The sequence below is a fragment of the Paenibacillus sp. GCM10027630 genome, from assembly GCF_042676305.1.
In the GTDB taxonomy this organism is placed as follows: Bacteria; Bacillota; Bacilli; order Paenibacillales; family NBRC-103111; genus Paenibacillus_S.
Genome location: NZ_JBHTGY010000008.1, coordinates 22,929 through 47,522, shown reverse-complemented (window position 1 = coordinate 47,522; position 24,594 = coordinate 22,929). Strand labels below are relative to the sequence as shown.

Annotated in this window: 13 protein-coding genes; 10 read left to right on the top strand and 3 right to left on the bottom strand. The window is 45.9% G+C overall.

What is annotated here, in order from left to right:
- The first annotated feature begins 272 nt into the window (after nt 1–272).
- Together ACFQ0C_RS04215 and ACFQ0C_RS04210 are read left to right on the top strand one after the other, a co-directional pair.
- Nucleotides 273–4,460 carry a TIM-barrel domain-containing protein gene (locus ACFQ0C_RS04215; RefSeq protein WP_379364275.1) on the top strand — a complete coding sequence of 1,396 codons (4,188 nt, stop codon included), beginning with the start codon at nt 273–275 and terminating at the stop codon, nt 4,458–4,460.
- Entirely contained in the window at nt 4,381–5,817 is a 1,437-nt protein-coding gene (locus ACFQ0C_RS04210; protein WP_379364366.1) for an S-layer homology domain-containing protein, read from the top strand. The genes ACFQ0C_RS04215 and ACFQ0C_RS04210 overlap by 80 nt, the downstream gene beginning before the upstream one ends.
- A 467-nt stretch (nt 5,818–6,284) precedes the next feature.
- On the opposite strand, the gene ACFQ0C_RS04205 is transcribed toward ACFQ0C_RS04210, so the two are convergent.
- The 3 genes from ACFQ0C_RS04205 to ACFQ0C_RS04195 all read right to left on the bottom strand — a co-directional run bounded on the left by ACFQ0C_RS04205 (nt 6,285) and on the right by ACFQ0C_RS04195 (nt 7,502).
- Nucleotides 6,285–6,569, bottom strand: coding sequence for an ABC transporter permease family protein (locus ACFQ0C_RS04205; RefSeq protein ID WP_379364273.1), 285 nt, complete (start codon nt 6,567–6,569; stop codon nt 6,285–6,287).
- Nucleotide 6,570: 1 nt separating this feature from the next.
- Nucleotides 6,571–7,092: a carbohydrate ABC transporter permease gene (locus tag ACFQ0C_RS04200; protein ID WP_379364271.1), complete on the bottom strand. Its 522-nt coding sequence runs from the start codon at nt 7,090–7,092 to the stop codon at nt 6,571–6,573.
- 128 nt (nt 7,093–7,220) lie between these two features.
- On the bottom strand, nt 7,221–7,502 hold the full coding sequence (locus tag ACFQ0C_RS04195; RefSeq protein WP_379364269.1) for a hypothetical protein: 282 nt from the start codon (nt 7,500–7,502) through the stop codon (nt 7,221–7,223).
- Nucleotides 7,503–7,807: 305 nt separating this feature from the next.
- Between ACFQ0C_RS04195 and ACFQ0C_RS04190 the strand changes: the two genes are divergently transcribed.
- The 8 genes from ACFQ0C_RS04190 to ACFQ0C_RS04155 all read left to right on the top strand — a co-directional run bounded on the left by ACFQ0C_RS04190 (nt 7,808) and on the right by ACFQ0C_RS04155 (nt 24,570).
- The gene (locus tag ACFQ0C_RS04190) at nt 7,808–8,626 is read left to right on the top strand and encodes an SDR family NAD(P)-dependent oxidoreductase (RefSeq protein ID WP_379364267.1); all 819 of its coding nucleotides are present in this window, start codon (nt 7,808–7,810) and stop codon (nt 8,624–8,626) included.
- A 95-nt stretch (nt 8,627–8,721) separates the two neighbouring features.
- Entirely contained in the window at nt 8,722–9,903 is a 1,182-nt protein-coding gene (locus ACFQ0C_RS04185; RefSeq protein WP_379364265.1) for a mandelate racemase/muconate lactonizing enzyme family protein, read from the top strand.
- Between the two features lie 102 nt (nt 9,904–10,005).
- Nucleotides 10,006–10,176, top strand: coding sequence for a hypothetical protein (locus ACFQ0C_RS04180; RefSeq protein ID WP_379364263.1), 171 nt, complete (start codon nt 10,006–10,008; stop codon nt 10,174–10,176).
- Nucleotides 10,177–10,736: 560 nt separating this feature from the next.
- Nucleotides 10,737–10,871, top strand: a complete 135-nt coding sequence (locus ACFQ0C_RS04175) for a DUF4023 domain-containing protein (protein ID WP_258214239.1) — start codon at nt 10,737–10,739, stop codon at nt 10,869–10,871.
- 366 nt (nt 10,872–11,237) lie between these two features.
- The gene (locus tag ACFQ0C_RS04170) at nt 11,238–11,513 is read left to right on the top strand and encodes a YkgJ family cysteine cluster protein (RefSeq protein WP_379364261.1); all 276 of its coding nucleotides are present in this window, start codon (nt 11,238–11,240) and stop codon (nt 11,511–11,513) included.
- Nucleotides 11,514–13,098: 1,585 nt separating this feature from the next.
- The gene (locus ACFQ0C_RS04165; protein ID WP_379364259.1) at nt 13,099–16,107 is read left to right on the top strand and encodes a glycoside hydrolase family 2 TIM barrel-domain containing protein; all 3,009 of its coding nucleotides are present in this window, start codon (nt 13,099–13,101) and stop codon (nt 16,105–16,107) included.
- A gap of 126 nt (nt 16,108–16,233) precedes the next feature.
- Complete coding sequence (locus ACFQ0C_RS04160; protein ID WP_379364257.1) at nt 16,234–16,869, top strand: GyrI-like domain-containing protein; 636 nt, start codon at nt 16,234–16,236, stop codon at nt 16,867–16,869.
- A 312-nt stretch (nt 16,870–17,181) separates the two neighbouring features.
- Nucleotides 17,182–24,570 carry an S-layer homology domain-containing protein gene (locus ACFQ0C_RS04155; protein WP_379364255.1) on the top strand — a complete coding sequence of 2,463 codons (7,389 nt, stop codon included), beginning with the start codon at nt 17,182–17,184 and terminating at the stop codon, nt 24,568–24,570.
- Nucleotides 24,571–24,594: the final 24 nt, after the last annotated feature.

Genomic DNA, 24,594 nt, shown 5'->3' with positions numbered 1-24,594 from the left:
TGCCTATTGAGAATGGATCAGGCTTCCCATTGTTTAAAAATGGCGCAGTGGCGGATATATATGTATCGAACTCGGACCATAAGCAAATCGTACGCGCTGTGGGAGATTTACAGAAAGACATACATGCAGTCACAACAAAAACGCCAGAAATCAAAAATGACGTTGCTGGCTTGAGTCAGAATTCTATTATTGTTGGCTCAATAGATAATAGCGACATCATTAAACAACTGATATAACGCTTGCATTGAATTTTTTCACGGAGGGGAAGACGGATGCTAATAAATTTAAAAAAATTAGTAAGTGTAATACTTGTACTCTCTTTAGTAATTACTTCAGCTCCAATAATCGGAAAAGGACCTGTTGCATATGCGCAAACTGTGAACATCTCTGATAGTACCTCGCATAAGGTCGAAGGCAACATTCTTACATTTACCTCTGGAGGTCAGGAAGTTAAGGTAGAACTCTGTACATCAAGAATGGCTAGAGTTCAGCTTTCTGTTGACGGTACATACCGCCAGTCGGATGAAACCTATTATATGGTTCAGAAGAATGACTGGGCTAATGTTGCAAAAACTGTAAGCGACGAGGGGACATACATAAAAATTGAAACCGATGATATGGTGATCAGGGTTCAAAAGTCTCCTGTAAGAGTACAGATGTATAAGAAGGACAATATTACCTTGCTTAGCAAGGACGCCGATGATCAGGGTATGTATTGGGATGCAAGCACCGGTGTCAGGGGGGTAAAGAAAGTTGAAGGGCCTGGAGGTGGCGGGATTTTTGGCTTCGGAACAGCTGAGAAAGGACACAGCGAGCAACTCAACAAATATGACTTGGATGTGACGGACTTTGACATGGACCATGGGCAGCTAATTGCGCCCTTCTATATGAGTACCGTCGGCTACGGAATATTCCTTAATACAATAGATCAGAATACAAAATTCTTTAAAAGAGGCGGAGGTTTTGAAACAAAGGATTATTTGGATTATTACTTTATGTATGGACCTGATTTTAAAACCATTCTCAACCAGTATGCGGAGCTCACAGGCCGTATGGAGCTCTACGGCAAATGGGCCCACGGCTTCATGCTCTCAAAGTATGGTAACGACAATGCAACGCAGGCAGAATTTTTAGATTGGCTGGATCATCTGAGGGGTGTTGGAAAATATGACGGACAAGGATCTTATCCTACTGATGTCTATGTATTTGACTACGGCTGGCGTGGAGATAAATGGAGCCCACACAAGTGGGATCCCACACGTTTTCCGGATCTAGCTACAATGTTTGCAAAGGCGAATGCAATGGGATTTGAGGTAGGACTTCACAATAATAAAGGAACGCCGGAGGCAAAGGTCAACGACAGTGATCCAGCTACACTAGGTGGTCGCTTTCTGAATCCTACGGTCAGAGAAAAGTGGGTTAAAGCCCATATGGACAATGTTATAAAACCTGGATATGGTAATTGGTTCTGGCCTGATGAATTTGATATGGCTGAGGGCAGCACCCATTACAACTGGATGCCAACACTTTCAACCAAGAGTGTCTATGAGGCCTGGAAAGATTACACGGACCAGTCCCGACCCATGTTCATCACAAGAGGAAGCTATGCTGGGCAGCACTTTGCCACCGCATGGTCAGGAGATATCCAGAACACAACGGAAGAAATGGGATACCAGATAGGCTTTGGCCTTGAATCAGGTCTTGTGGGTTACTGGACTACATCACATGACCTTGGAGGCTTCATGAAAAGACCTAATGACAATCTTTACACAAGATGGGTGGCTGAATTCGGTGCTTGGAACGGAATAATGCGTACTCATGGACATGATGGGCGTGAACCTTGGACGTTCAGTAAGACAGCACAGGATACTCTTAAAAAGAACCTCAAGATACGTTATGCATTATATCCCTACACCTATTCATTGGCATGGCAGGGTTATAGCCAGGGTGTACCTATGATGAGACCCATGTTCTTAGAAGACGGAAACCAAAACAATTCAAAGACTTGGGAACTAAACAGGCAATACTACTACGGTGATTGGTTCCTTGTAGCTCCGGTTCTTTCTGAAAGCGATACCATGGTAAAACTCTGGCTTCCGGCCAATACGACCTGGTACAACTACTATACCGGGAAGCGGTATGAAGGCGGAGGAAGCGGAAGAAACGTTTATGTAAATGCAAAGCTTACGGATATACCGGTATTTGTAAAATCAGGTGCCATCATACCTATGGGGCCTGACGTTAACTACGCGGATGAGAAGCCTTTGAATCCTTTAACATTGGATATCTATCCAAAGGGAGATACTTCATTTAGATTATATGAGGATGACGGACGTTCCAGAAAATATATTACTGAAAATGCTTATAGCACAACAAAATTCGACAGTCACCAGGACGAAAAGAATATTACATTCAGAATAAACAAAAGAGTAACTCCAAACTCGTCAGCATTCAAGCCTGTTGAACGCTCATACAACCTCAAGTTCAACCATATCAATACTGTCAGGGGGGTTACCGTAAACGGAGTACCAATACAGGCGGTAGATTCCTACGAGAACTTTAAGGCAGTGGGTGAAGCCTACTGGCTTGACTCGGTGAGCAGTGTGGTCTATGCAAAGACTGCTGATACTGGAGAGCAGATCGATATATCTCTTGATTCTGACGGAATTGTGGAACCGGCTCTTGGAGAAGAGGGCTCAGCCGGGCCTGTTATTAATCCAGGGGATAAGTTTGAATTGGAGCAAGCCACATTGAAGGCTGTAACCATTGACACTGAGTGGAAAGGCTATACAGGCACAGGTTATGCAAAAGGGTTCAAAAACGTAGGTGACAATGTACAATTTACGGTCGATATCCAGAAGGCTGGAAATTATAATCTGATATTGCGCGGCAACAGCGGCAAAAAGAATGATCCCAAATATGATTCATCTCCGCGTCAGGGTGCTGTGTACTTAAATAATTCAAAAGTAACTGATTTTGCCCTTAAGGTTACGCCTACCTGGGGCGACGCAAGCAAGAACGGAGATTGGTTCGACTATATAATATCTGATGTAAAGCTTGATGCAGGGGCGAATACTTTTAAAATCAATGTTGAGGGTGCCACAAACCCAGGCAACTATAATATTGATTACATGAGATTTGATTACGCTCCGAAAATAGTGGATGCCTTCGGTACCATAGAAGCTGAAACAGCTGCAACACGCCAAGGCGTAGATGTGGCAGTATGCAGCGATGAAGGCGGTAAATACATGCTCAACCATATTGTAAACGGTGATTGGGTAAAATTTTCTGATATAGATTTTGGAACAGGTGGCGTAAATGGCTTTGAAGCCCGTTTGGCTAGCGGACTTCAGGGCGGTACCCTGGAAGTTTGGATAGACTCCATGGCGGATCAACGAGCTGTTGAAATGAAATTTGGAAGTACAGGCTCTTGGAATACCTGGAATACAATTCAGGCACCATCTCAATCAATTACCGGTATACACGATGTTTACCTGAAGTTTGTTAATACCGAGAGTGCATCTTCCATCCTTGATCTGAACTGGATCCGGTTCCTCAAGGATTATACAGCTCCAGCGGGTGTAACGGATGCCGAGAAGGTAGCAGCAGATAAGGCAGCCCTTGAAATCGGCTTTGTGGCAGGTGACAGTGCGGCTGCAGTTACACAAAGCCTGATCCTCCCTGTAACAGGAGCGGTATACGGCTCTACTATTACATGGGAATCAAGTAATACGGCTGTTATAAGCAGCAGCGGAAAAGTAACCCGTCCTGCTTATTCAGACGGTGACGCAAAAGTAACGATGACAGCTGCTGTATATAACAACAGAGAAAGTGATACAAAAGAATTCGAACTTACAGTGCTGAAGCTGGCACAGCCAATCCATACAGTAACCTTCAAGGACTGGGACGGTTCTACACTTGCCACCCAGATTGTAAACGACGGAGAGGGAGTGACGGCACCTAGGAGCCCAACGAGGGAAGGCTACACCTTCATAGGCTGGGACAAGACCTTCGACAGGGTAAAAGGGGACCTGACGGTAACGGCACAATACGTGAACGTCAGCAACACGGATTTGGCAAGCATGAGTCTGTCGAGCGGCAGCTTGACTTTCTCCCCGGCTACGACAAGCTATAACGTAAGCGTAGCGAACGATGTAACGAGCCTGACCGTAACGGCTGGCGTTGCCGATAGCAATGCGACACTGACGATCAACGGCGGCGCAACAGCAAGCGGCCAAGCAAGCAGCCCGATTGCGCTTAACGTAGGCAGCAACACGATCACCATCGTGGGAAGTGAACGGCACGGACCCGGTAAGCATTACGGTTCCGAAGGAAGTAACGAATGCTGCGATACAATTGGCGCCAGTCATAAACGGAACGATGGCACAAGCTATACTCCCGTCTGTAGTCGTAAACGCGAACACTTCACTTGGCAATGTGCTCATGTCGATTCCTGCTAATACTCAAGTAACGGCACCATCGAGCTGGGATGGCATCATTGAACTGCCGCAAGTTCAGAGCAATAGCAGCGTTACGATCAGCAATGGTACTGTTAGCGCAGTTATCAAAGTAGGATCGCCAGATGTGTCGTTAACCTTCGACAAAGCCGTAAGAATTGTGTTTCCAGGACAAGCCGGTAAATTGGCAGGTTATGTTTCGCAAGGCGTGATTATTCCGATTACGAACACGATCAGTACGGATAGTCAGTCGGCCGCCAATAATGAAATTTCAGCTGGAGGAGACGCCGTACTTAATGTTGGCAACGATTCGGTCATTTGGACCAAACACTTGACCCAGTTCGTAACGTATACGGTAACGAGTAATACAAACAGACATAGAGGCGGTGGGGGAAGCAGTGCAGCAGCAGCGAATACGGGTTCCATTTCGGCTAACGATGGCGGTACGGTCACCCTTAATGGGGCTACGATCATTGTTCCTGCCGGTGCCATCAAAAACGACATCAGGGTAACCGTAGACAAAGTAACGTCCAGCTTACCATTTGATCCGGCATCCAAGCTTGTCAGCGATATGTTCAAGATTACAAAAGAAACGGATGATGCATTCAGCAAGCCGGTAACGATCAAGCTGCCATTTGATAACAATAGAGCAGACGCGGATCATCCGCAGATCGGTATCTATTGGTTCAATGAAGATACCCAAAAGTGGATTCCACTGGATAACCAGCAGTTGGATAAGAGTAACGGGACAGTAGCCGGTTCTGTCGATCATTTCGCTACATTTGCCGTTATTGCTGTAAAGAAACCGGAAGAGGCGCAGCCATCGATCCCTCCTGCAGAGCTGACGGATACCCAAGGGCATTGGGCAGAAAAGTATATTCGAGACCTGATCGAAGCCGGAGTTATTGCAGGGTACCCGGACGGCGCCTTTAAACCGGATCATAAAATCACGAGAGCGGAATTTGTTACGCTGGTCGTAAAAGCCTTCAACCTGAACGAGCGGAATGGCAATGTATTTGCCGACACCGGCAATCACTGGGCAAAAGCTGCTATCTCCACAGCCGAGGCGCAAGGATTGGTTTCGGGATATAGTGATACAACCTTTGGCCCGGACGATTACATTACCCGCGAACAAGTGGCAGAGATCATTGTTCGTGCCACTAAAATTGATATTACGTCAGAAGGTGCGAATTATATTGATCGCGCGGAGATTTCGGATTGGGCAAAAGCTGCGATTGCAACAGCGACTTCGAAAGGGCTACTAGACGGGTACCCGGATGGTACGCTTAAACCACAAGGGAATACATCCCGTGCGGAAGCAGTAACTGTCATTCTAAGAGCATTAGCATTAAAAAAGTAGTGTAACAGTACAAGGCTGCCCTAATATACCCTAAATAGCCTCTCGGAGTTAGGGCGGCGTTATGAACTGAAATAACCCCAAAAGAGGTAAAACACGCAGGAAAATCTGGATGTGAAAGCCATTTACAAGAATAGGTATAGCAAACAAGCCATAGAACCTCTTTCTTAAAAATTTCAAAAGCTACGCAGCGCTAGAAAAGAACTGCTCCTGCTTCTGCTTCTGTTCATCTTTATGGTGAAGATACCAGGCATGCATGTGTTAGCACATCATAATGCCGTAAATGCGGATGTACCACATTTTCGTAGAACGGTGGCGACTGGCTTCTAACTTGTAATCGACCTTCTCTCGTTTGTTAGAGCGCTCAACGGAGGTGCGGCGTTTGAAAATCTCTTTCCAAGCCTACCTATCAGTCTCGGTGAATGCCGAGAGGCTATCTAATACTGAGGTGGTTGGATATAAAAAGTTGGTTATAAAGCAATATCATTTTGAAAGAATGAGAGGACATCAAATGGTGAAAAGCGGAAATAGAGTTTTAAAATTTTAAAAAATACGGAAAATCCCACTGTGGTCCATGCTATCTTGAAATTCTCGAAGGTTAACGGGTTCGGCAAAAACTGTACCGGGATTTTATTGATGTCGCTTTCGAGCTTTAAAGAGGTCACAACGGTCCAGTAAAAAGGCAATAATGTAAAGAACATAATGAGCAGTAAGGGCAGGTACAGCGTTGCAGTGCGATCCAGCTTTCTAAGCATCTTATTTGTCCTCCTTGCCAAAGCCGCTTAGTTTCAAATAACCTATGGCGAAAATCATTAAAATGAAGAAACCGATGACGGTCAACGCGGAACCATATCCGAAGTTTTGTGCCACAATGGCTTGATTCGCAACATACATCGTCATCGTCATTGTGTGATTCGCAGGCCCTCCATTGGTCATGGCAAAAATCATGTCTACGTTGTTAAACTCCCAAACGGCTCTGAGTAATGTCGAAAGGATAATCGAATTTTTCAGATAAGGAAGCGTGATATGAACAAACGACTTGGTTCGCCCTCCTCCATCTACGGTGCAAGATTCATATAATTCCTGTGGAATCGTTTGCAGTGCGGCGAGCATAGTAATCGTAAAAAATGGAATGCCTCTCCATAGCTCGGATAATACGACGGAAAAAAATACGCTCTCCGGATCAGCGAGCCAAGCGATAGGCGAATCCAGCAGGTTCAATCGCAAAAGAATATCATTCAATAATCCGTTATGCTCGTTGTATAGTAGAGACCACATGGTTGCTGTGATAACTCCGGAAATAGCCCAAGTATGATAGCTGCCGTTCGAAATACCCCTCGGAACCTAAAGGCCTGGTTCAACACCAGGGCGATAAGAAGTCCGAACACAAGCTGTAAAACGACTTCCTAGATGACCGATTTGAAAGAAATCCATAAGCTTAATTTAAAAATTTCGTCGTTTGTAAAAATTTTAATGAAGTTGTCAAGCCCTGCGAAGCCGTTATAGTACGGTTTATTCGCATTAAAGTGCTGCAAGCTGTAATAAAATACATTCGCCATCGGGTAAAACAAAAAAGACAAGATAAGCAGGATCGATGGAGCGATAAACAGGTAAGGCATCCAATTTATGCTATTTTTCCTGTGTTTCATTACAGATTGAATATTCGAATTGATAGTGTTTCCAGTCATCCCTGTTCCCCCATTCCTTGTTAATAAACGTATTATAGGGAAGGGGGATTTTTAACGGAATTAAATATTCAAATCAAATTGTTTAAAAATTAACACGGATTAGGAAGCAGAGGTTCTCGAAGTGCCTGTTCAAAAAGTTAGCTTTACAGCACCGAGTAGGCTGCAAGAACCTAAAATATTGTACTAACTGCAATAAATATTGAAGCTTCTCCTTATTTTTCTGAGATATACTGAGCTCGACTACAGCTATAAAGGCTATTCAGGGGGCGGTCGGGGCTCCCTTATCACTGGAGCGAGGCGATTGTATGAGACTGGAAGGGAAGACGGCTTTAATTACCGGAGGAGCCAAAGGAATCGGCAAAGGCATTGTAGCTCGTTTTGCTGAGGAGGGCGCTCATCTTATTTTTGCCGACATGGATCAGACCGAGGGAGTGGAGACAGCGCGGAAGATTAGGCAGCAGGGCGGGAGTGTCGAATTCAAACAGATGGATGTATGCAGTGAAGAGCAGGTTAGAGCACTGGTATCTACGCTGCCCAAGCTCGATATACTCGTTAATAACGTAGGATGGACGGGAGGAAAAGCTGCTGTAGACCAGCTGGATTTCGACCATTGGCATCGTGTCCTGGACATTAATCTGACTTCCGTGTTTCTCATGTGTAAATATGCGGTCCCTTTGTTGAAGCAATCGCGTTCGGCGAGTATCGTCAATATTGCTTCTGTCAACGCTTACACAATGGTGCCTGCCTTGTCAGCGTACAGTGCATCCAAAGGAGGTGTACTCGCCTTGACCAAGCAGCTTGCTGTCGAGTGTGCGCCTATAGGCATCCGAGTGAATAGCGTCTCCCCAAGCCTGACGTTCAGGGAGAAGGGTACCTCGCCTGCCGCTTCCGATATATCATTGGATTGCTATCCGCTTGGCCGCTTCGGCACGGCGAAGGATGTTGCCAATGCCGTGTTGTTTATGGCTTCGGATGAAGCAGCCTTTATTACAGGGCAAGACCTGCTGGTGGATGGAGGGATGACGTCACAATCCGTTTCAGCGGTCGTAAGGGATGACTTGCGGGCGGGCTGGAAGCCGGGAAGCTATAGGTTGCTTCCTGATCCTACAGATGAAAAGGGATAAAGGGATAAGGCCCAGACGGGGATATGAATTATAAATAACTTCAAGGAAAGATAGATGTTGCTGTCAATCAATCAATGGATGGAGGTCCATTCCGCATGAAAATTACGAAGGTTGAAGTGTTTATCGTCAAAATTCCAACCCCCAAGGTAGCTTCTCCCAATACAAAGCGTTACATTACCGAAGATTATTATATTAATGAAGGGCGCCGCTCCTGCATTTATTCGGATAAGGTGGAGACTATCTTCATCAAAGTTTCTACCGATGAGGGGATTGAGGGCTGGGGCGAGCTGCTTGCTCCAACGAACCCCGAAGTGGCGGCGGCTGTCATTAGAGGCCATCTGGCCCCATTGGTTCTCGGAGAGAATCCGATGGCAACCCAATATTTGTGGGATAAAATGCTGGATACCTTGCGCGAGCGAGGCTACACCGGCGGATATTTGGTCGATGCGATGGCAGGGCTGGATGTAGCCTTTTGGGATATCAAAGGCAAGGCATTCGGGCTGCCTGTTTATATGCTGCTGGGAGGGCAATACCGCGACAAGCTGCGGAGCTACTGCTCCAGCGTGCCGGGGAGAACGACCGAGGAGCGGCTCGAAAGCGTGGACCGGATTATGGAGGATGGCTACGATGCTATTAAAATTCATACATTTGGCAAAGGAAAAACTGCTGATTTGGAGCTGCTGTCCGCCATTCGCCGAAAGTATGATTCAAGCCAGTTGGATTTAATGTTGGATGGTCATGGGAAATATACCCATTCGGAAGCTTTTTCGCTTGGTCGTGCACTGGGGGAGCTGGACCTGTTATTTTTTGAGACACCGCTGACCTTCGAGGATATTAAAGGGCACCGGAAGCTGGCGGACGCTATTGATACCGCTATCGCCGTTGGGGAGCCGCTGCGTACTATTTATACGTTCAGGGATTGGATCACGGAGGGAGCGCTTGAGGTGGCACAGCCGGATCTGGGCCGCAACGGTATTACAGAAATGATGCGAATCGCCCATTTGGCGGAAGCTCATCATCTGTCCTTTGCACCGCATCTTAGTGTGCATCAGGCAGTAGGTGTAGCTGCGTCGGTGCATGTATCTGCCGCTATCTCCAACTTCCTGATCTTCGAATATCAGCCTAATTCGTTGAGGGCATCCGAGCAGTACTCCAGCGCGTCGTTCAAGCTGGAACAGGGAGCTATTAGGGTACCGAACGACCCAGGTCTGGGTGTGGAGATCGATGAGCTGGAGCTGCGCAAGTTTGTGACGGAATATGCTGAGATTAAAGCTTAGCAGCTGTAAGGTTTATATGCTGTCCCCGATACGTATGGAATACTCCACGCCATGTTATGGAATAATAAAGCGGCACAAATATGCAGACGGAGTGAATATTCAATGACAAACGGTAAGTTGAAAGGCCATGTTGAGTTCAATCAACCGCAGGTCAAGCTTGTAGCTGACCTGCAGGGGGATGAAGAAATGCGGGAGCATTTAGACGAAATGAAGGAAAACAGTTTTCCCGGCTCATGCGCAGTAATTAACACTCATCAGCAGGAGAATAAGTAAACAAACAAGGCTGCCCACAGGCAGCCTCGTTTGTTTAGGCTAGATTGTCGGGATGGATTCACATTGATTCACGTATTATTGGCAAGTGCATGTTCAGCGTTACGTTGAAACAACCAAGGTGCCGTTTATGGATATGATGACAGTTGTGGACTATCCAAGTGATTTGAAAATCCTTGAATAATAAGGTAGCGAAATAGTTATAATAATATTCGACGGTGAAAAGAGAGGTGTGGTTCCGTTGGGCGATCTAACGAGCAATACTAGGGAAGTTGTTAGAATCTAAATAGAAGCGAGGGGATGTGCCGCAGAGACGTTATTGTAGTACCTTATACTGCATAGTGTTTAATTGTGGTTAGACCTAAGATTCCAAGAGGTTCAAGACAGTAGTACCAAATCAATTCACCGTCGAGAAGGACTCCGTGAGGAGTCCTTTGCTTATAATATGTGATTAACCATTCTGATATTGTAAGCAAATCTGCCGCTAAACATAAATGTATCTGGGCTTCGATCCTAAACTTTGCTAATTTTATCATGTTCAATAATCAGGGAGGGTTCAATAGATGGATAACAGCAGCACACATGATTTCGTGGAGAAAGTGCACGATACACAGGAGAAGGCTGAGAAAAACAAAAAGCATCAAAAAGAGAATCCAGGTAATAAATTGCCCGGTAAGCAGCACAGTACTAACAAATAATCAATAAGCCGCAGCGGAGTAAAGGGGGCTGCCCCATATTCACTTGTTAGTAATTACAGCCTCTGCTTTGTCCGTTTGGTTGAAAAAGAACCTTCAAATTTCCACTTTTATAGTGGGGTTGAAGGTTCTTTTGTTTATAATATCAGCTTTATAAGTGTTCAGCGGAGCTGAACAAGTCTGATTTGATTTGTAAGAAAAGCCACCGCTAAGAAACGAATGTATCTTCATCGAAAGGGCTTCGATCAGAAGCTTTTCTATAAGGGACTTACTCACTTAGCTTTTGCCTTGTGGGCTTAACCAAATGAGAAGGCTGCTGCACCTGTTGACATGCTATAATCAAACTATCAGGAAAAGGAGGTAGGCATTATGGATTGCAGGGTAGGCTGCGCGGCATGTTGTATTGTTATTTCGATTTCATCTCCGATTCCCGGAATGCCCGAAGGAAAACCGGCAGGGGTCAGCTGCATTCATCTTTCGACCGATAATAGATGCGGCTTGTTCCAGAAACCAGAACGTCCTGCCATATGCAGCAGCTTGCGACCTTCGGAAGATATGTGCGGGCACTCTAACGAGGAAGCCTTCTCAATTTTGCAAGCCCTTGAACAAGCAACGAAACCTCCAGATCACACTTCAAAAAGTTAACTCACCTCAAGTACAATCGTGATCACACCTCAAAGGTTAACTCACCTCAAGTACAATCGTGATCACACCTCAAAGGTTAACTCACCTCAAGTACAATCGTGATCACTCCGCAAAAGTTAACTCACCTCATGCACAATCGTGATCACACCTCAAAGGTTAACTCACCTCAAGTACAATCGTGAACACTCCGCAAAAGTTAACTCACCTCATTCACAATCGTGATCACATCGCAAAAGTTAACTCACCTCATGCACAATCGTGATCACACCGCAAAAGTTAACTCACCTCGAGTACAATCGTGATCACACCTTAAAAGTTAACTCACCTCATGTACAATCGTAGAGCTTCGCATAGTAAAGGAACATATAGCATAGTAAACATTTTACATTAAAACAACGAATCAGGGTTCGTGGATAGTGGTCGGTAATGGGAAGAACATGGTTATGAAATAACGGATTAAGGATTGAAGGCGGGTTAGCAAGTAAGGTGGCAACACTAAGCACAGAATACAACAGAAGAGGGTGCGGGGGATGAGCAATAACATCCGCTCTAAACATCACCTCTGGTAACTACTCGGGTATGCAACTTACCTCTGAAGATCGTGTTCCATACGCTGCGAGGCCTACATTTTAGAAAACACGATTCTAACAGCGGCCGTAATCCCACATCCATCCCTTTCTCCAAAAGTACAAACGTATATTGAACACTTAGGCCGCCGCAAGATGTTCAACCTTAATCGAATATGGCAATAACGGTGGCAAGGGAGAAAACGGGGATGCTCGTTTGCTGCACATGGAACACCTGCAGAGGAGGTAAGCGAAGCTTATCCCTTATTTCAATTCTTGGAAGGTAGGGGGATGGACTCGAACGTATGGAAGCCAATACATTTCGATGAGCCTACGGTCTTCGATCCGGTACGGGTAGCCAACCCTCTATAAACACTATAGGGAAGGCTCTCTTGTGTGTGGGAACATGATGAACATTTTCATCCATCCTATGCTATGTCTTCGGATCCGTCTAACATGAATGCTGCTGACTAACGGAACGTCAATGCTCTATTGTTTGAAAACTCAGCCCATTTCATGAAGTTGCGGAACTACGATACGTTATTCCGGCTTTAATAAACTGAAATGTCCTATTTTAAACAAATAAGTGATCCTAGTTCCGTTTCAGTTAAATAATAACGTGAAAACAATGAAATAGCGCACCCTACTTCCGTCTAAGCGAGTGATTGCAGCGCTGAAGGGGATGAAGACACGCGACCTCTGTAGCTTTGAAGGAACACGATTTCAAGAGCGTTCAATACCCCACACCAGATCCCCTCCCCACACACGTATGAGTTTGCACATAAAAGGGCCAACATTTCTTGAAGGTTATTTTACAAGCAAGAAGTACCACTGGGGCGTGCGTGGGGTTCGACCGACCGCCATGCAATGCCGCAACCTACGCCCAGGATTCGCGTGCGTTGAAAAAGCACTATGTGAATATTGTTATACTTTAAAGAATATTGTCTGATAGAAAACTAAATGGGGATCATTTAAAATATAAATATGTTTATACCATAATAAAGATTGGAGAGTGGCACGTGATTAAGATCGATAAGCATTGGGAGAATCTAAATGTTCTCCAGGTAAATCGGGAAGAACCCCGCTCCTACTATATTCCTTACCGTGATTGTGATAGCGCTTTCTCAAAGAAGCGTGGGCGGTCCCCTTATTACCAAACATTGAATGGAAGCTGGAAGTTTCAATACCATACCAGCGTAAAACAGGTGCCGGACGAATTTTATGAAGAAACAACGGATGTCAGTGCTTGGGACGACTTGATTGTACCTTCCTGCTGGCAGGTAAACGGTTATGATCAGCTTCACTATACGAATGTAAATTATCCGATTCCGTGCGACCCTCCTTTTGTTCCTAACGAAAATCCGGCTGGATTGTATGTAAGGGAGTTTAATCTTTCCGCCCAATGGGAAGGCAAGCAAAATTATGTAGTATTCGAAGGCGTGAACTCCTGCTTCTATTTATGGATCAACGGAAGCTTTGCCGGCTATAGCCAAGGCAGCCGTGTGCCTGCTGAATTCAATCTAACTCCTTATCTGCGTACGGGTAAAAACAGAATGGCGGTAATGGTGCTGAAATGGTGTGATGGCACTTATTTGGAGGATCAGGATTTATGGAGATTTTCCGGTATTTTTAGAGATGTGTATATGCTGGCTAGAGAGGATGCTCATATTAGAGATGTATTTAACAGGCAAGAGTTATCGGCCGATTTCCGAAAAGCTGCAGTTAACTGTGAGATAGAAACAACTGGCCGGACGGAAGTTAAGGTTGAATTGAAGGATGACAGAGGTGCTCTAATAAGCGAGGGACAGGCATTTATTGACGGTAAAGGCATAGTGCGGCTGGAGATTGACAATCCTGTTCTTTGGAATGCCGAGCAGCCTTATTTATACAATCTGTACCTATATAGCGGCAAGGAAGTGCTGCATTTTTCCGTTGGCTTCAGGAAGGTTGAAATTATTAACAGTGTATTTACCATTAACGGCAAAGCGGTGAAGTTAAAGGGAGTCAATCGTCACGATTCTCATCCCGAACTCGGGCAGACGATTCCAATAAACCACATGATCAAGGATTTGCTGCTGATGAAGCGGCATAATGTAAATACAGTCCGGACCTCGCATTACCCGAATGATCCGCGGTTTTTGGAGCTTTGCAATGTGTACGGCTTTTATGTTGTGGATGAAGCTGATCTGGAATGCCATGGTGTTCAACGGGCAGGGGATTTCCATATGTTGAGCAAAAATCCGGAATGGCGGGAAAGCTTTGTCGATCGTGCCAAACGCATGGTAGAGCGGGATAAAAATCACGCTTCCATTATAATGTGGTCCATGGGGAACGAGTCGGGGTATGATGTCAACCATATAGCTATGGCAGAATGGACCAAAGCGAGAGATGCCTCAAGACCTGTCCATTATGAGGGAGCAGCCTTGAGGTACAACGGCAATTCGAATACGGAATGTCTGGATGTCGACAGCCATATGTATGCATCCGTTGAATACATTGAAAATTATGCTTTGGATGACCGTACATCGAAGCCATTATTTTTGTGCGAATACAGCCACGCTATGGGGAATGGCCCCGGGGATCTGAAGGATTACTGGGACGTCATTTATAAATATCCGAAGCTGATGGGTGGATGTGTATGGGAATGGTGCGATCATGGTATCCGTACTGAGACGAAAGAAGGAACGCCTTACTTCGCGTATGGCGGTGATTTCGGGGATAAGCCGAACGATGGCAATTTCTGCATTGACGGGCTCGTTTCACCTGACAGAAAGCCGCATACAGGACTGTTGGAGCTCAAAAAAGTTATGGCGCCCATTCGTTTTGAAGCGGATGATTTGGCCAAAGGCTCGGTTAAACTGACCAATCTGTATGATTTTACCGATTTATCTCACGTTTCTATAAGCTGGAAGGTGGAGAAGGACGGCCGTACCGATCAGCAAGGTGAAATCGGCAGTACGGACTTGGCTCCTCATACCACTCAAACGATAGCGATTCCGTATGAGCTGCCCAAAGCATCATCCAGCCGGTATTTTCTTACTTTGTCATGCTACCTAAAGCGTGATACTCCATGGGCCGAGGCTGGACACGAAATCACATTTGAACAATTTGAGCTGCCGGTTGCCAAGAACACAGAGCAAGAATCCCCGGTATTGTCTGCTATCCTGGTGGAGCAGGAAGGACATAAGGTGGTTGTGGAAGGCTTTGACTTCCTGCATGTCTTTGATTTGTACGACGGAACGTTTACTAAGATTTCCAAGCATGGCGTGGATATGATTCAAGCGCCGGCTGCTTTCAGCATTTGGAGAGCCCCTACGGATAACGACCGTAACGTCAAGCATAAATGGATGGATGAAGGATATGAGCGAGCGGTTACCCATGTATACCGGGCTGAGCTTGTACAGCAATCGGATCGCATTGTGGAATTTGCCGTAGATTTCTCATTAGGCGGATATATCAAACGTCCGATTTTGCACGGACAAGCTCTTTGGCAGGTAGACGCTTCAGGGGAGATCTCTCTTCAGGTGAAGGTTAAGGTAAGAGAAGAGCTGGTGTTTTTACCTCGTTTTGGACTGCAGCTTACGATGCCCCGGGGAACGGAAGAGGTGGAGTACTTCGGTCTGGGACCGCATGAAAGCTACATAGATAAGCGGCAAAGTGTTAAAAAAAGCATATATTTGCTAACGGTTGATGAAATGTTTGAGAATTACATCATGCCGCAGGAAAACGGGTCCCGCATTGGAACGGAATGGGCTATCCTTACCAATGAGCAGGGTATGGGCCTCAAGTTCTCCGGGCCGGATGCTTTTTCCTTTAATGCTGCTCACTACACACCCGAAGATTTGACAGCGGCTCCGCATGCTCACAAGCTAGTGAAGCGGAAGGAAACAATCGTCCATCTTGATTATAAAATGAGCGGAGTCGGCTCCAATTCATGCGGCCCGGAGCTGTTGCTGCCGTATCGTTTGGATGAGACGGAGTTCGAATTTCAGCTGAGCATCAAACCTTTGTTTAAAGAGGATGAATAAACGGCAATAGATTCAAGCAACCCTGACAGACAGCTGTCAGGGTTGTTTATCTATAATAATGAAACGAGACTCCGGTCAGAAGGTTATTAAGCAAAGCAAATAAAAGCTTAAACAGGAGGTAAATGAATGAAAGCCGCAGCCATTCAATTGAATTCAAAGTTAGATTTAGCGAAAACAGATAAGACCTACTATACAGCTCCTAATCATCCGCAGATAGTAACCTTGCCTAAGCTGACCTATTTGGCCGTAACGGATAAAGGTTCTCCGGACAGTCCAATCTTTGCACGTACTACGGAAGCATTATACAAGCTGGCCTACAGCGTGAAAGCCATATGCAAAGCCGATGGGTGCGACTTTACGGTACCCAAGTTAGAGGGGTTATGGTGGGTCGAATCCGAACAAAAAGCGCTCGAAGTCCCGAGGGAAGAATGGCATTGGAAGCTGTTCATCCAGCTGCCGGATTTTGCTCAATCAGATCAAATTGAGGATGCAAGGAGGCAAGCAATAGCCAAAAATAAAGGGATGGACACGCTTCAACATGTTACTTTTGAAGCTATGGAGGAGGGAATGTCCGTACAGATGATGCATGTAGGTCCTTATTCTACGGAACTGGAGACGATAAACCAAATTCATGCGTTTATGGAAACGAAGAAACTTGTGCAAAGCGGCTTGCATCATGAAATCTATTTATCTGATCCGCGTAAGGTTGACCCGGCGGTCCTTAAGACGATCCTGCGTCTTCCTGTAAGAGAGCTAAAGTAAACCTCCTATACAAGTCATAAAAATACATGCTGTCAAGGAATATCCCTTGACAGCTTATTTTTGTTATTGCTCTAAGCGGATAGCAGCCTATTTGAACGAATGATAAATAAAACAACCTGCAACATAAATTTTTCCATATAAGGAAGTAAAAATTTACTTTACAATTATGAAATCATTGCTGGGGAGGAGTGGATCCTAAGAAGAAGTATTGGAAGCGATACCAAAAGCACTTGAAAGCAAGAAGCTCCCGTCATTAGGAAGCTGACACACAATTTTCCTTGAATATGAGTGATGCTCAAAGGAGGCTTTAAGATGCTTAAGCAACAAGTTCTGAAGAAGATAGTAAGCCTGGTTCTTATATTTGCACTTGTACTTTCACTTTTTAACCTATCCATTTTTCCATCATCTACAGTTCATGCAGCGCCGGGAGACAGCTTGGGCATTTTGGAAATAAAGGTGAACAAGCCAGTAAACGCAGTAGTTGATCTTAGCCTTGCAACCATTCATATATCTTTGCCCTATGGCACCTTATACCAGATGTTGAATGTAACAACAAACCCAAGCGCTACTGCGACTCTTTATAGGAGCAACGGAACTACGGCTATTTCCTTTGCTGCCAGCGGCATTAACAAAGGTGATGCCAAAATGGACCAATTTTCAACAAACGGAACTACGTTGTATTATTTGCAAGTGACCGATAAGAATAATAGCAGCAACAGTAAAAAATATACGGTGACAGTTAGTGTTGATAATGTGGTGCCTCCTATAACGGGCCCTATGGGACCCAATGACAATTTTTCACCTCTAAATATTCATGCAGGAGAAAACGCATGGGATGTTATGGGCGCCTCTAAAATCGGCAACGGCAGTACTACAAGTTCTATAGAAGGTCCAGGCACGCCCTCTTCATACAGTGGAAAAGCATGGTCGGAATCCATCTATGAACGCTCAGGGGATTATCCTGTGGCTTCGACTGTGAATGAATCATGGCTTGGAGATAATATGTATTTGCAGACCATAGGTAAAAATGATTTAAATGCTCTAACGAAATATGGAATTGCCAATGTACCTGGCGCAAGTAAACTCAATTCCGATATTTTGCGTTATCACGAATTTTTGCCTTTTGTTACCCCGGATGGTGTAAGCAGGGATGATGGTGATCGCGGCGCAGTCAATAGTGATCGGCAGAGGCTGGAGATTAAAAGCAACACGGGCGCAGCCAATATTGCTGCCAATAGTGTGGGCGGCGACATTATGACCCATCACTGGAGGTTTATGCTCCCATCGGAAACCTTAAGGTTTCAGCATGATGTGGGTGATAAGCATGCCGGAGATTTTATTGAACCGCATCGATTTTGGCATATCTTTCAGTTGAAAGAAGTAGCAGGCAACGCGGCTGGACAACCGGTGACTACCCTTACATTGGTTTCAAGCGGAGGCAAGGGGCAGCTTGAATTCAGGAACAATCCTGACGGCAATTATGCGGACAGAATAAAGCCACTGTTCACGATTCCATTCGATAAGGTAGTTGACCGTTGGCTTGATTTGGAAGTAACGATTTTAACAGCCGATAAAGGTTATGTTTATGGTAAGCTGGTTGACCTCGAAACAAATGCTGTGATGTTCGAAGGCGGCATGACGGCCGAAACATACAGACGCCCTGAAGTGAAAAATCCAACAACAGGGAGGGACGAAAGAGGTGATCTGCCTGTAGAATCAGGTCAGCAAAACCGTTCCAAATGGGGGCTTTATAGGGGGTTGTATAATGGTGAGGGAGATGCGGCCTATGCAAATGAATTCCAAGCCGCAACCATGTATCTGGCCGATGTTCACTTAATCAAAAGGGATGAAGACCATTACATTTTTCCTGATGGCTGGAATCCCAATGTACAACCTAAGAATGTTGTGGCATGGGCAAGGCCGATTGGGATTACGGCTTCCAAAGGCGCTGCTTTTAGCAGCTTAGGTTTACCTTCACAGCTTGATGCCACCTTGAGCACAGGGAAGACAGAGAAGGTGAACATAACGTGGAATCCGGCCAATTATCAGCCAAATAGCACGGGTATAAATAAGATTTATGGTGAATTTAACGGCACAGGGATTACGAATACGCAAAATATTCAGCCCTACATTGAGGTTACCCTTACTGATTATAAAAACTGGGCGGTAACTCCAGGGGCTAAAATTAAGGTTGTCTCTTCAGGAACGAGTAACCCCAAAGAATACTTTATTGATGATGAAACAACCAATTATTGGCAGGCAAACAGCTCGCTGATAACCCCGGATGCAGGCAATCATCAATATTGGGCGGCTGTACAGCTGGAAAAGAAAATAGAAGTTAGCAAAATTCAAATTGAATGGACCAATAACAGCAGCTATTTGAATAATTACCAGTTGTACTACACCAATGATGCTGCCGCTTATGATGAGCTTGTGGAGGGCAATAACTTTTCTACCAGTACCAAGGGAACGGAAAAGCCGCTTCAGACTGTACATGGAGCCTCATGGATTCCAATATCGGGAGCAGGGAAGACGACACCTCTTGCTAATAACGAAAAGGTTGATCTAACTTTGGACAAACCGATTGCGGCTCAATATGTGCTGCTCGTTTCCGATGTTAATCAAAGTAAACCCAGTGGCAGCGGTGTTGGAATACGAAGCAATGTATTCAGAGTTTTTGGAGAGTCTCTCGGTTCATTAACCCTTAACAAAAATAGCTTTAGTCTTGGGGTAGGCCAAACAGAGTCTCTTCAAGCCCAAGCATTGCCTGGGGAAACGCCGGAAAAGAAGATAACATGGGCTTCGGACAATCCCTTAGTGGCTGCTGTAGATACGAACGGTGTAGTGACGGGTAAAAGCGCGGGTACGGCCGTGATTACCGCAAGCTATGGGAGTTTGAGCCAAACTTGCACGGTTACAGTATCGGATGCACCAGGTATACCTTCAGGCTCTGTCAGCCTGTTGGCACCGTCTCGTTTTACACCGCAAGCAGGCGTGAATCTCAAAGTGAGTTCAGAAGCTTCCGATCATCCGGGGGTAGATGCTTTGAAATCAGGCGGCAGCGGTTATTGGCGTAATTCAAGCTCGGATGTGTATATGAGCAACTACTCGCCATCCTCCTTGGCATTAACCCTTGATTTAGGCACTCCCAAAACGATAGATAAGCTTTACCTTGAAATCCCCAACATCATCTCTAATATTCAAAGCAATGCAACAAGATTTGAGGTGTATTACTCCAATGACCCCAAATCCTGGGCAAGTGCACCTGTGGCTTCCGGCCCTGTTAAGGCGGACAATTACGATTGGAAAGCCAATGGCTGGACGCTCGCCGGCGGTACGGAAACGGAAGGCTTGTGGTCTTATGTAACCTATAACGGACAAAAATGGGGCTATGATACCAAGACATTCTTGTACCCGTTTACAGCCCGGTATGTGATGGTAAACACGGTACTGGTTGGCCCTCGCGATAAGCGCACGGATGATAATAAATCAATGATGGGTATATCCGGCTTGGCTATTTACGGCAAGGATTCGGTAACTAACGCAACTGCACTGGTACCGGCTAAGGGAACCTACAGTACGTGGGATCAGGCCTCGCCTATATCTACCCAAATAAACCTTGCTGGCGGGCAGACGCTTACGAGCATAATCAAAGGTGGCACTACGCTTCGGTTGGGTACGGATTACTCGTTATCCGGCAATACCGTTACTCTGGCACCCTCATACTTGGCCAAACTGCCGCTTGGCACCAATGAATTTACGTTTCATTTTAACAACGGCGACCCATCCATATTCGCATTGGATGTAACAGCGCGCGGTTACGGAGGGAATACCAAAACAATCAAGATGAATGCGATTGAAGGCGTATCTCCATACAACATTTTGGGAGGCGCAATGGGAACCGACGAATCGGTGGAAGGCGTGACCAAGAGGATAAGAGACGCTTACCACGCCTTTTACGGGGATCAGCCTCGGGCTACTGCGGCTGATGACCATATCCAGAGCATTTGGGACAACACATTGAAGAAAAATGTGTTCAAAATCTTTGAATACGGCAGAGGCTTGAACAATGAATTCCTGGATAAAACTCGTGATGGAGAGTATGGTCACAAAGGTGTGTTTGACTGGAATTTAGGCTATGTTGTTGACGGCGCAGCTACCACGGATAGGCAAAGGGTTGAAATTCGCCCAAGCGAAGATTCAACCGGTGATTTTGTAGCCTATGAAGGCGACTTGGTTTCCTATAATTGGCTCTGGAATATTCCGGACGGCAATCAGTGGAATCAGCCGAATTTCAGGCATCTCTTCCAGTTGAAGGCCGTGAATGCCCAAGCGGCTGATACATTGCCGGGCGGAAACACCGGAGGTGAGAACGGCGCCTATATCGTCGCTATGTCGATTTCCGGAACGACCAGCAGGGATCTTGTAGTGAATCATAACCGATATGACGGCGATAAGACCCTTTTGAAAATTCCGCTAAAAGAAATCGACGGCCACTGGATCAAGGTTGAGCTTAACGCCCTTATTTCCGATAGCGGCTGGCTCACCGTGAAAATAACAGATACGGTCACCGGTAAGGTATACACCTTTGACAGCCCGGATGTTTATCAAGCGTTTGCCAATCAAGGTGCAGGCGACGGTGTCAAAGACTTATGGAGAAGACCGGAAAGAACCGGCAGCTTTGAGACGGAGTATCCAGCTACTTTTGATCAATATGAGCGTCCCAAGTGGGGCATTTACCGCAGCTCCGCTAACGGCACCAACTCTGCATATGACGCTGAGCTTCAGCTTGCCGACATCACCATAAGCAAGGCGGCGTCGGGTATATCCTCTGTAAACCTTGCGCTTAATAAAAAAGCGTATAACGTAGGCCCGACAGTAGGCGCTAACCTGATCCAGATGCAATCTGCAAATACGAATGAATACGGTAATGCCAACAAACTGACTAACGGTGTCCTGCAAGACCCGACCAAATGGGCTGTAACCAACGTCACCAGTCTGAATCAAATTGGAAATTATTCATGGCTCGGTACCGATGGAGATAGAAAAGGCAGTTTCGTCATAGACCTTGGTCAGGCGATGGATTTTAGTCAAATGAGACTATTTGCAAAATCCAACAGATTAAAAGGTGCGACCGTTTATGTATCGAATGATTTCGCAAACCATACAGCGGCTGCAGATTTTGATGCTATGATATTTAAACAAGTGGATAAACGGACAGCCCAAGGTTATACGTACGCTACCGGCAACACTAGTGGTGGTACGGATACAGAAGATGGTTCGTACCCTCTAGACCTTGGTAACACCTATCATTCCAGATATATTAAGGTAACGGTGGAGAACGCATCCGGTGGCAATACGGGCACGGATCTGACAGGGCCTCCACGCCTTACTCAAGTTCAAGTGTTTAATGCGCCGCGCCCTCCACAGAATCTTAGAGTTGAAGTCGGCGTCTCAGCTAAAAATCTGAAATGGGATTCCAATGATTTAAGCGAAGGCTACACGGTTTATAATGGCACAACGGTACTAGCCGATTTACCGAAAGGTACAACGAGCTATACGCTACCGGTCAACATAACGGACCTGACCCAAATCACTGTAAGGTCTAAAGGAACAGACCCGTATTCCCGTAAGTTTATGATTTCGGCTCCGGCCTTACCGGGAGACCCGCAAGTACTCCCAGTAATTATAGGGATTACTCCGGAAAACATCACAACAAAGGCAGGAATAGCACCTGTTATGCCGACGGTTGTAACCGCAGTTTATAGCAATAACACGACCCAACAGCTTGGTGTAGTCTGGGACAATATCGCTGCATCCCAATATGCATCAGCCGGCAGCTTTACAGTCCAAGGGACCGTTACGAGCACAACTTATAAGGCATTGGCAAACATTACAGTTATGGCCGTGGATATCCCTGTTCCTGTAATTGTAAGTATTCAGCCGATAAACATCACAACAAAAGCAGGAGCAGCGCCTGTCTTGCCAACGGTTGTAACCGCAGTTTACAGCAATGACACGACCCGACAGCTTGCTGTAACCTGGGATCGTATTGTCGCATCCCAATATGCATCGGCAGGAAGCTTTACGGTTCAAGGAGCTGTTGCGGGAACTTCCATTAAGGCTATAGCAACGATTACAGTCACACAGCCTACATGGCCAAGTAGTTCTAGTTTAACCGTTTCTGGTGTGACACCAAGAACAGCCACTCTGATTTGGACCGCAGCAGAAGCTGGCAGGGGGTTGTCCGGCTATAAGATTTATAGCGTAACTGACAGCACTTATACGGAAATTGTGTCGCTTGGAAATGTTCAAATGTATGAGTTGACAGGTTTGACACCAAACAGCAATTATACTTATATAATCCAAGCGATTGACTCCGATGGAACACGGAGTGTTTACGGACCGATGGTTAATTTTAGAACGAATTCTACCAGCTCGGGATCGAGATCTGGCAGCACGGCGGCACCCTCAACAGGTTCTGGAAATGCTACGGCACCAGTACCCGATTCTTCCGGCAACACGGGTACCATCGATCTTGAAAAAGATGCAAAAGTAACCAAAGAAACAACAGCGGATGGAAAGACGGTAACGAAGGTGATCGTGGACGCTGATAAGCTGGATAAAGCTTTATTGAATCCGATTGTTAGGATCGAAGCAAAGGGAAGCGACTTCGCGGTTAACGTTGAACTGCCAAGCAATTCACTCCTGAACGCGATCAGCAAGCTAAGCAGCACGGTTATTCAAATTCAAACGAATGGTACAACGTATGAGTTGCCTGTGAGCGTGTTTAAAAACATTCCCAAGGACTCGACAGTAAGTGTTACAATTTCTGAAGTATCAGGTAAAGCCGGAGCCGAGATAGATGCAGCGGTGAAAAACCTGAACGCGAAGCAAGTGATATCAAACCCGATCGAATTTACGATCAGGGTCAGCGGTAAAGAAATTAGTGACTTCGGCGGTGTATATGTCAATCGAACCCTTAGCTTGGGGACAACGGTAGACTCGAGCAAGGTAACGGCAGTATGGATGGATTCGAGCAATCAACCGCACTTCGTACCAGCCACTATAACAACGAAGAACGGTTCAACCGTGATTACGATTCATTCGCCGCACAACAGTATCTACACGGTCATCCAATCCGAAAAGTCGTTTGCCGATTTGCAAGGGCATTGGGCAAAAGCGGATATCGAGCTTCTGGCGAACAAATGGATCATAAACGGTACAACCGACCAGCAGTTTACGCCGGAGATCAACATTACACGGGCTGAGTTTGCGGCCATGCTGGTTCGTTCTCTTGGATTGATTGAAGTGAAGGCAGATGGATTCCGTGACGTACAACCGGGCGACTGGTTCGCCGGAGCTATCGGCACAGCGAATAAGGTGGGATTGATCAACGGTTATGAAGACGGTACCTTCAGGCCAGGCGCGAACATTACTCGCGAGCAAATGGTGGCGATGATGATTCGTGCGATGAAGGTCGGCGACAAGGAAATCCAGGCCGACAGCACGGTATTGAATCGGTTTGATGACCGTTCGGATATCGGCAGCTGGTCGAGAGCAGCCGTCTCGCAAGCGCTGGCAGCCGGCCTCATTCAAGGAGTGTCGGACAACGCATTCGCTCCGAATGAGCCTGCAACGCGTGCACAAGCTGCCACAATCCTGAAGCGTATGCTGCAAGCGTTACATTTTATTAACTGATTCACATGTAGACCGCCAAGCTAC

What these genes read in the sequence shown, in the direction of transcription:
- ACFQ0C_RS04160 (WP_379364257.1), top strand. Translation starts at nt 16,234, where the DNA reads ATGAAAGCCGCAGCCATTCAATTGAATTCAAAGTTAGATTTAGCGAAA.
- ACFQ0C_RS04175 (WP_258214239.1), top strand. Translation starts at nt 10,737, where the DNA reads ATGGATAACAGCAGCACACATGATTTCGTGGAGAAAGTGCACGATACA.
- ACFQ0C_RS04215 (WP_379364275.1), top strand. Translation starts at nt 273, where the DNA reads ATGCTAATAAATTTAAAAAAATTAGTAAGTGTAATACTTGTACTCTCT.
- ACFQ0C_RS04190 (WP_379364267.1), top strand. Translation starts at nt 7,808, where the DNA reads ATGAGACTGGAAGGGAAGACGGCTTTAATTACCGGAGGAGCCAAAGGA.
- ACFQ0C_RS04195 (WP_379364269.1), bottom strand. Translation starts at nt 7,502, where the DNA reads ATGACTGGAAACACTATCAATTCGAATATTCAATCTGTAATGAAACAC.
- ACFQ0C_RS04210 (WP_379364366.1), top strand. Translation starts at nt 4,381, where the DNA reads ATGGCACAAGCTATACTCCCGTCTGTAGTCGTAAACGCGAACACTTCA.
- ACFQ0C_RS04170 (WP_379364261.1), top strand. Translation starts at nt 11,238, where the DNA reads ATGGATTGCAGGGTAGGCTGCGCGGCATGTTGTATTGTTATTTCGATT.
- ACFQ0C_RS04155 (WP_379364255.1), top strand. Translation starts at nt 17,182, where the DNA reads ATGCTTAAGCAACAAGTTCTGAAGAAGATAGTAAGCCTGGTTCTTATA.
- ACFQ0C_RS04205 (WP_379364273.1), bottom strand. Translation starts at nt 6,569, where the DNA reads ATGCTTAGAAAGCTGGATCGCACTGCAACGCTGTACCTGCCCTTACTG.
- ACFQ0C_RS04185 (WP_379364265.1), top strand. Translation starts at nt 8,722, where the DNA reads ATGAAAATTACGAAGGTTGAAGTGTTTATCGTCAAAATTCCAACCCCC.
- ACFQ0C_RS04180 (WP_379364263.1), top strand. Translation starts at nt 10,006, where the DNA reads ATGACAAACGGTAAGTTGAAAGGCCATGTTGAGTTCAATCAACCGCAG.
- ACFQ0C_RS04200 (WP_379364271.1), bottom strand. Translation starts at nt 7,092, where the DNA reads ATGTGGTCTCTACTATACAACGAGCATAACGGATTATTGAATGATATT.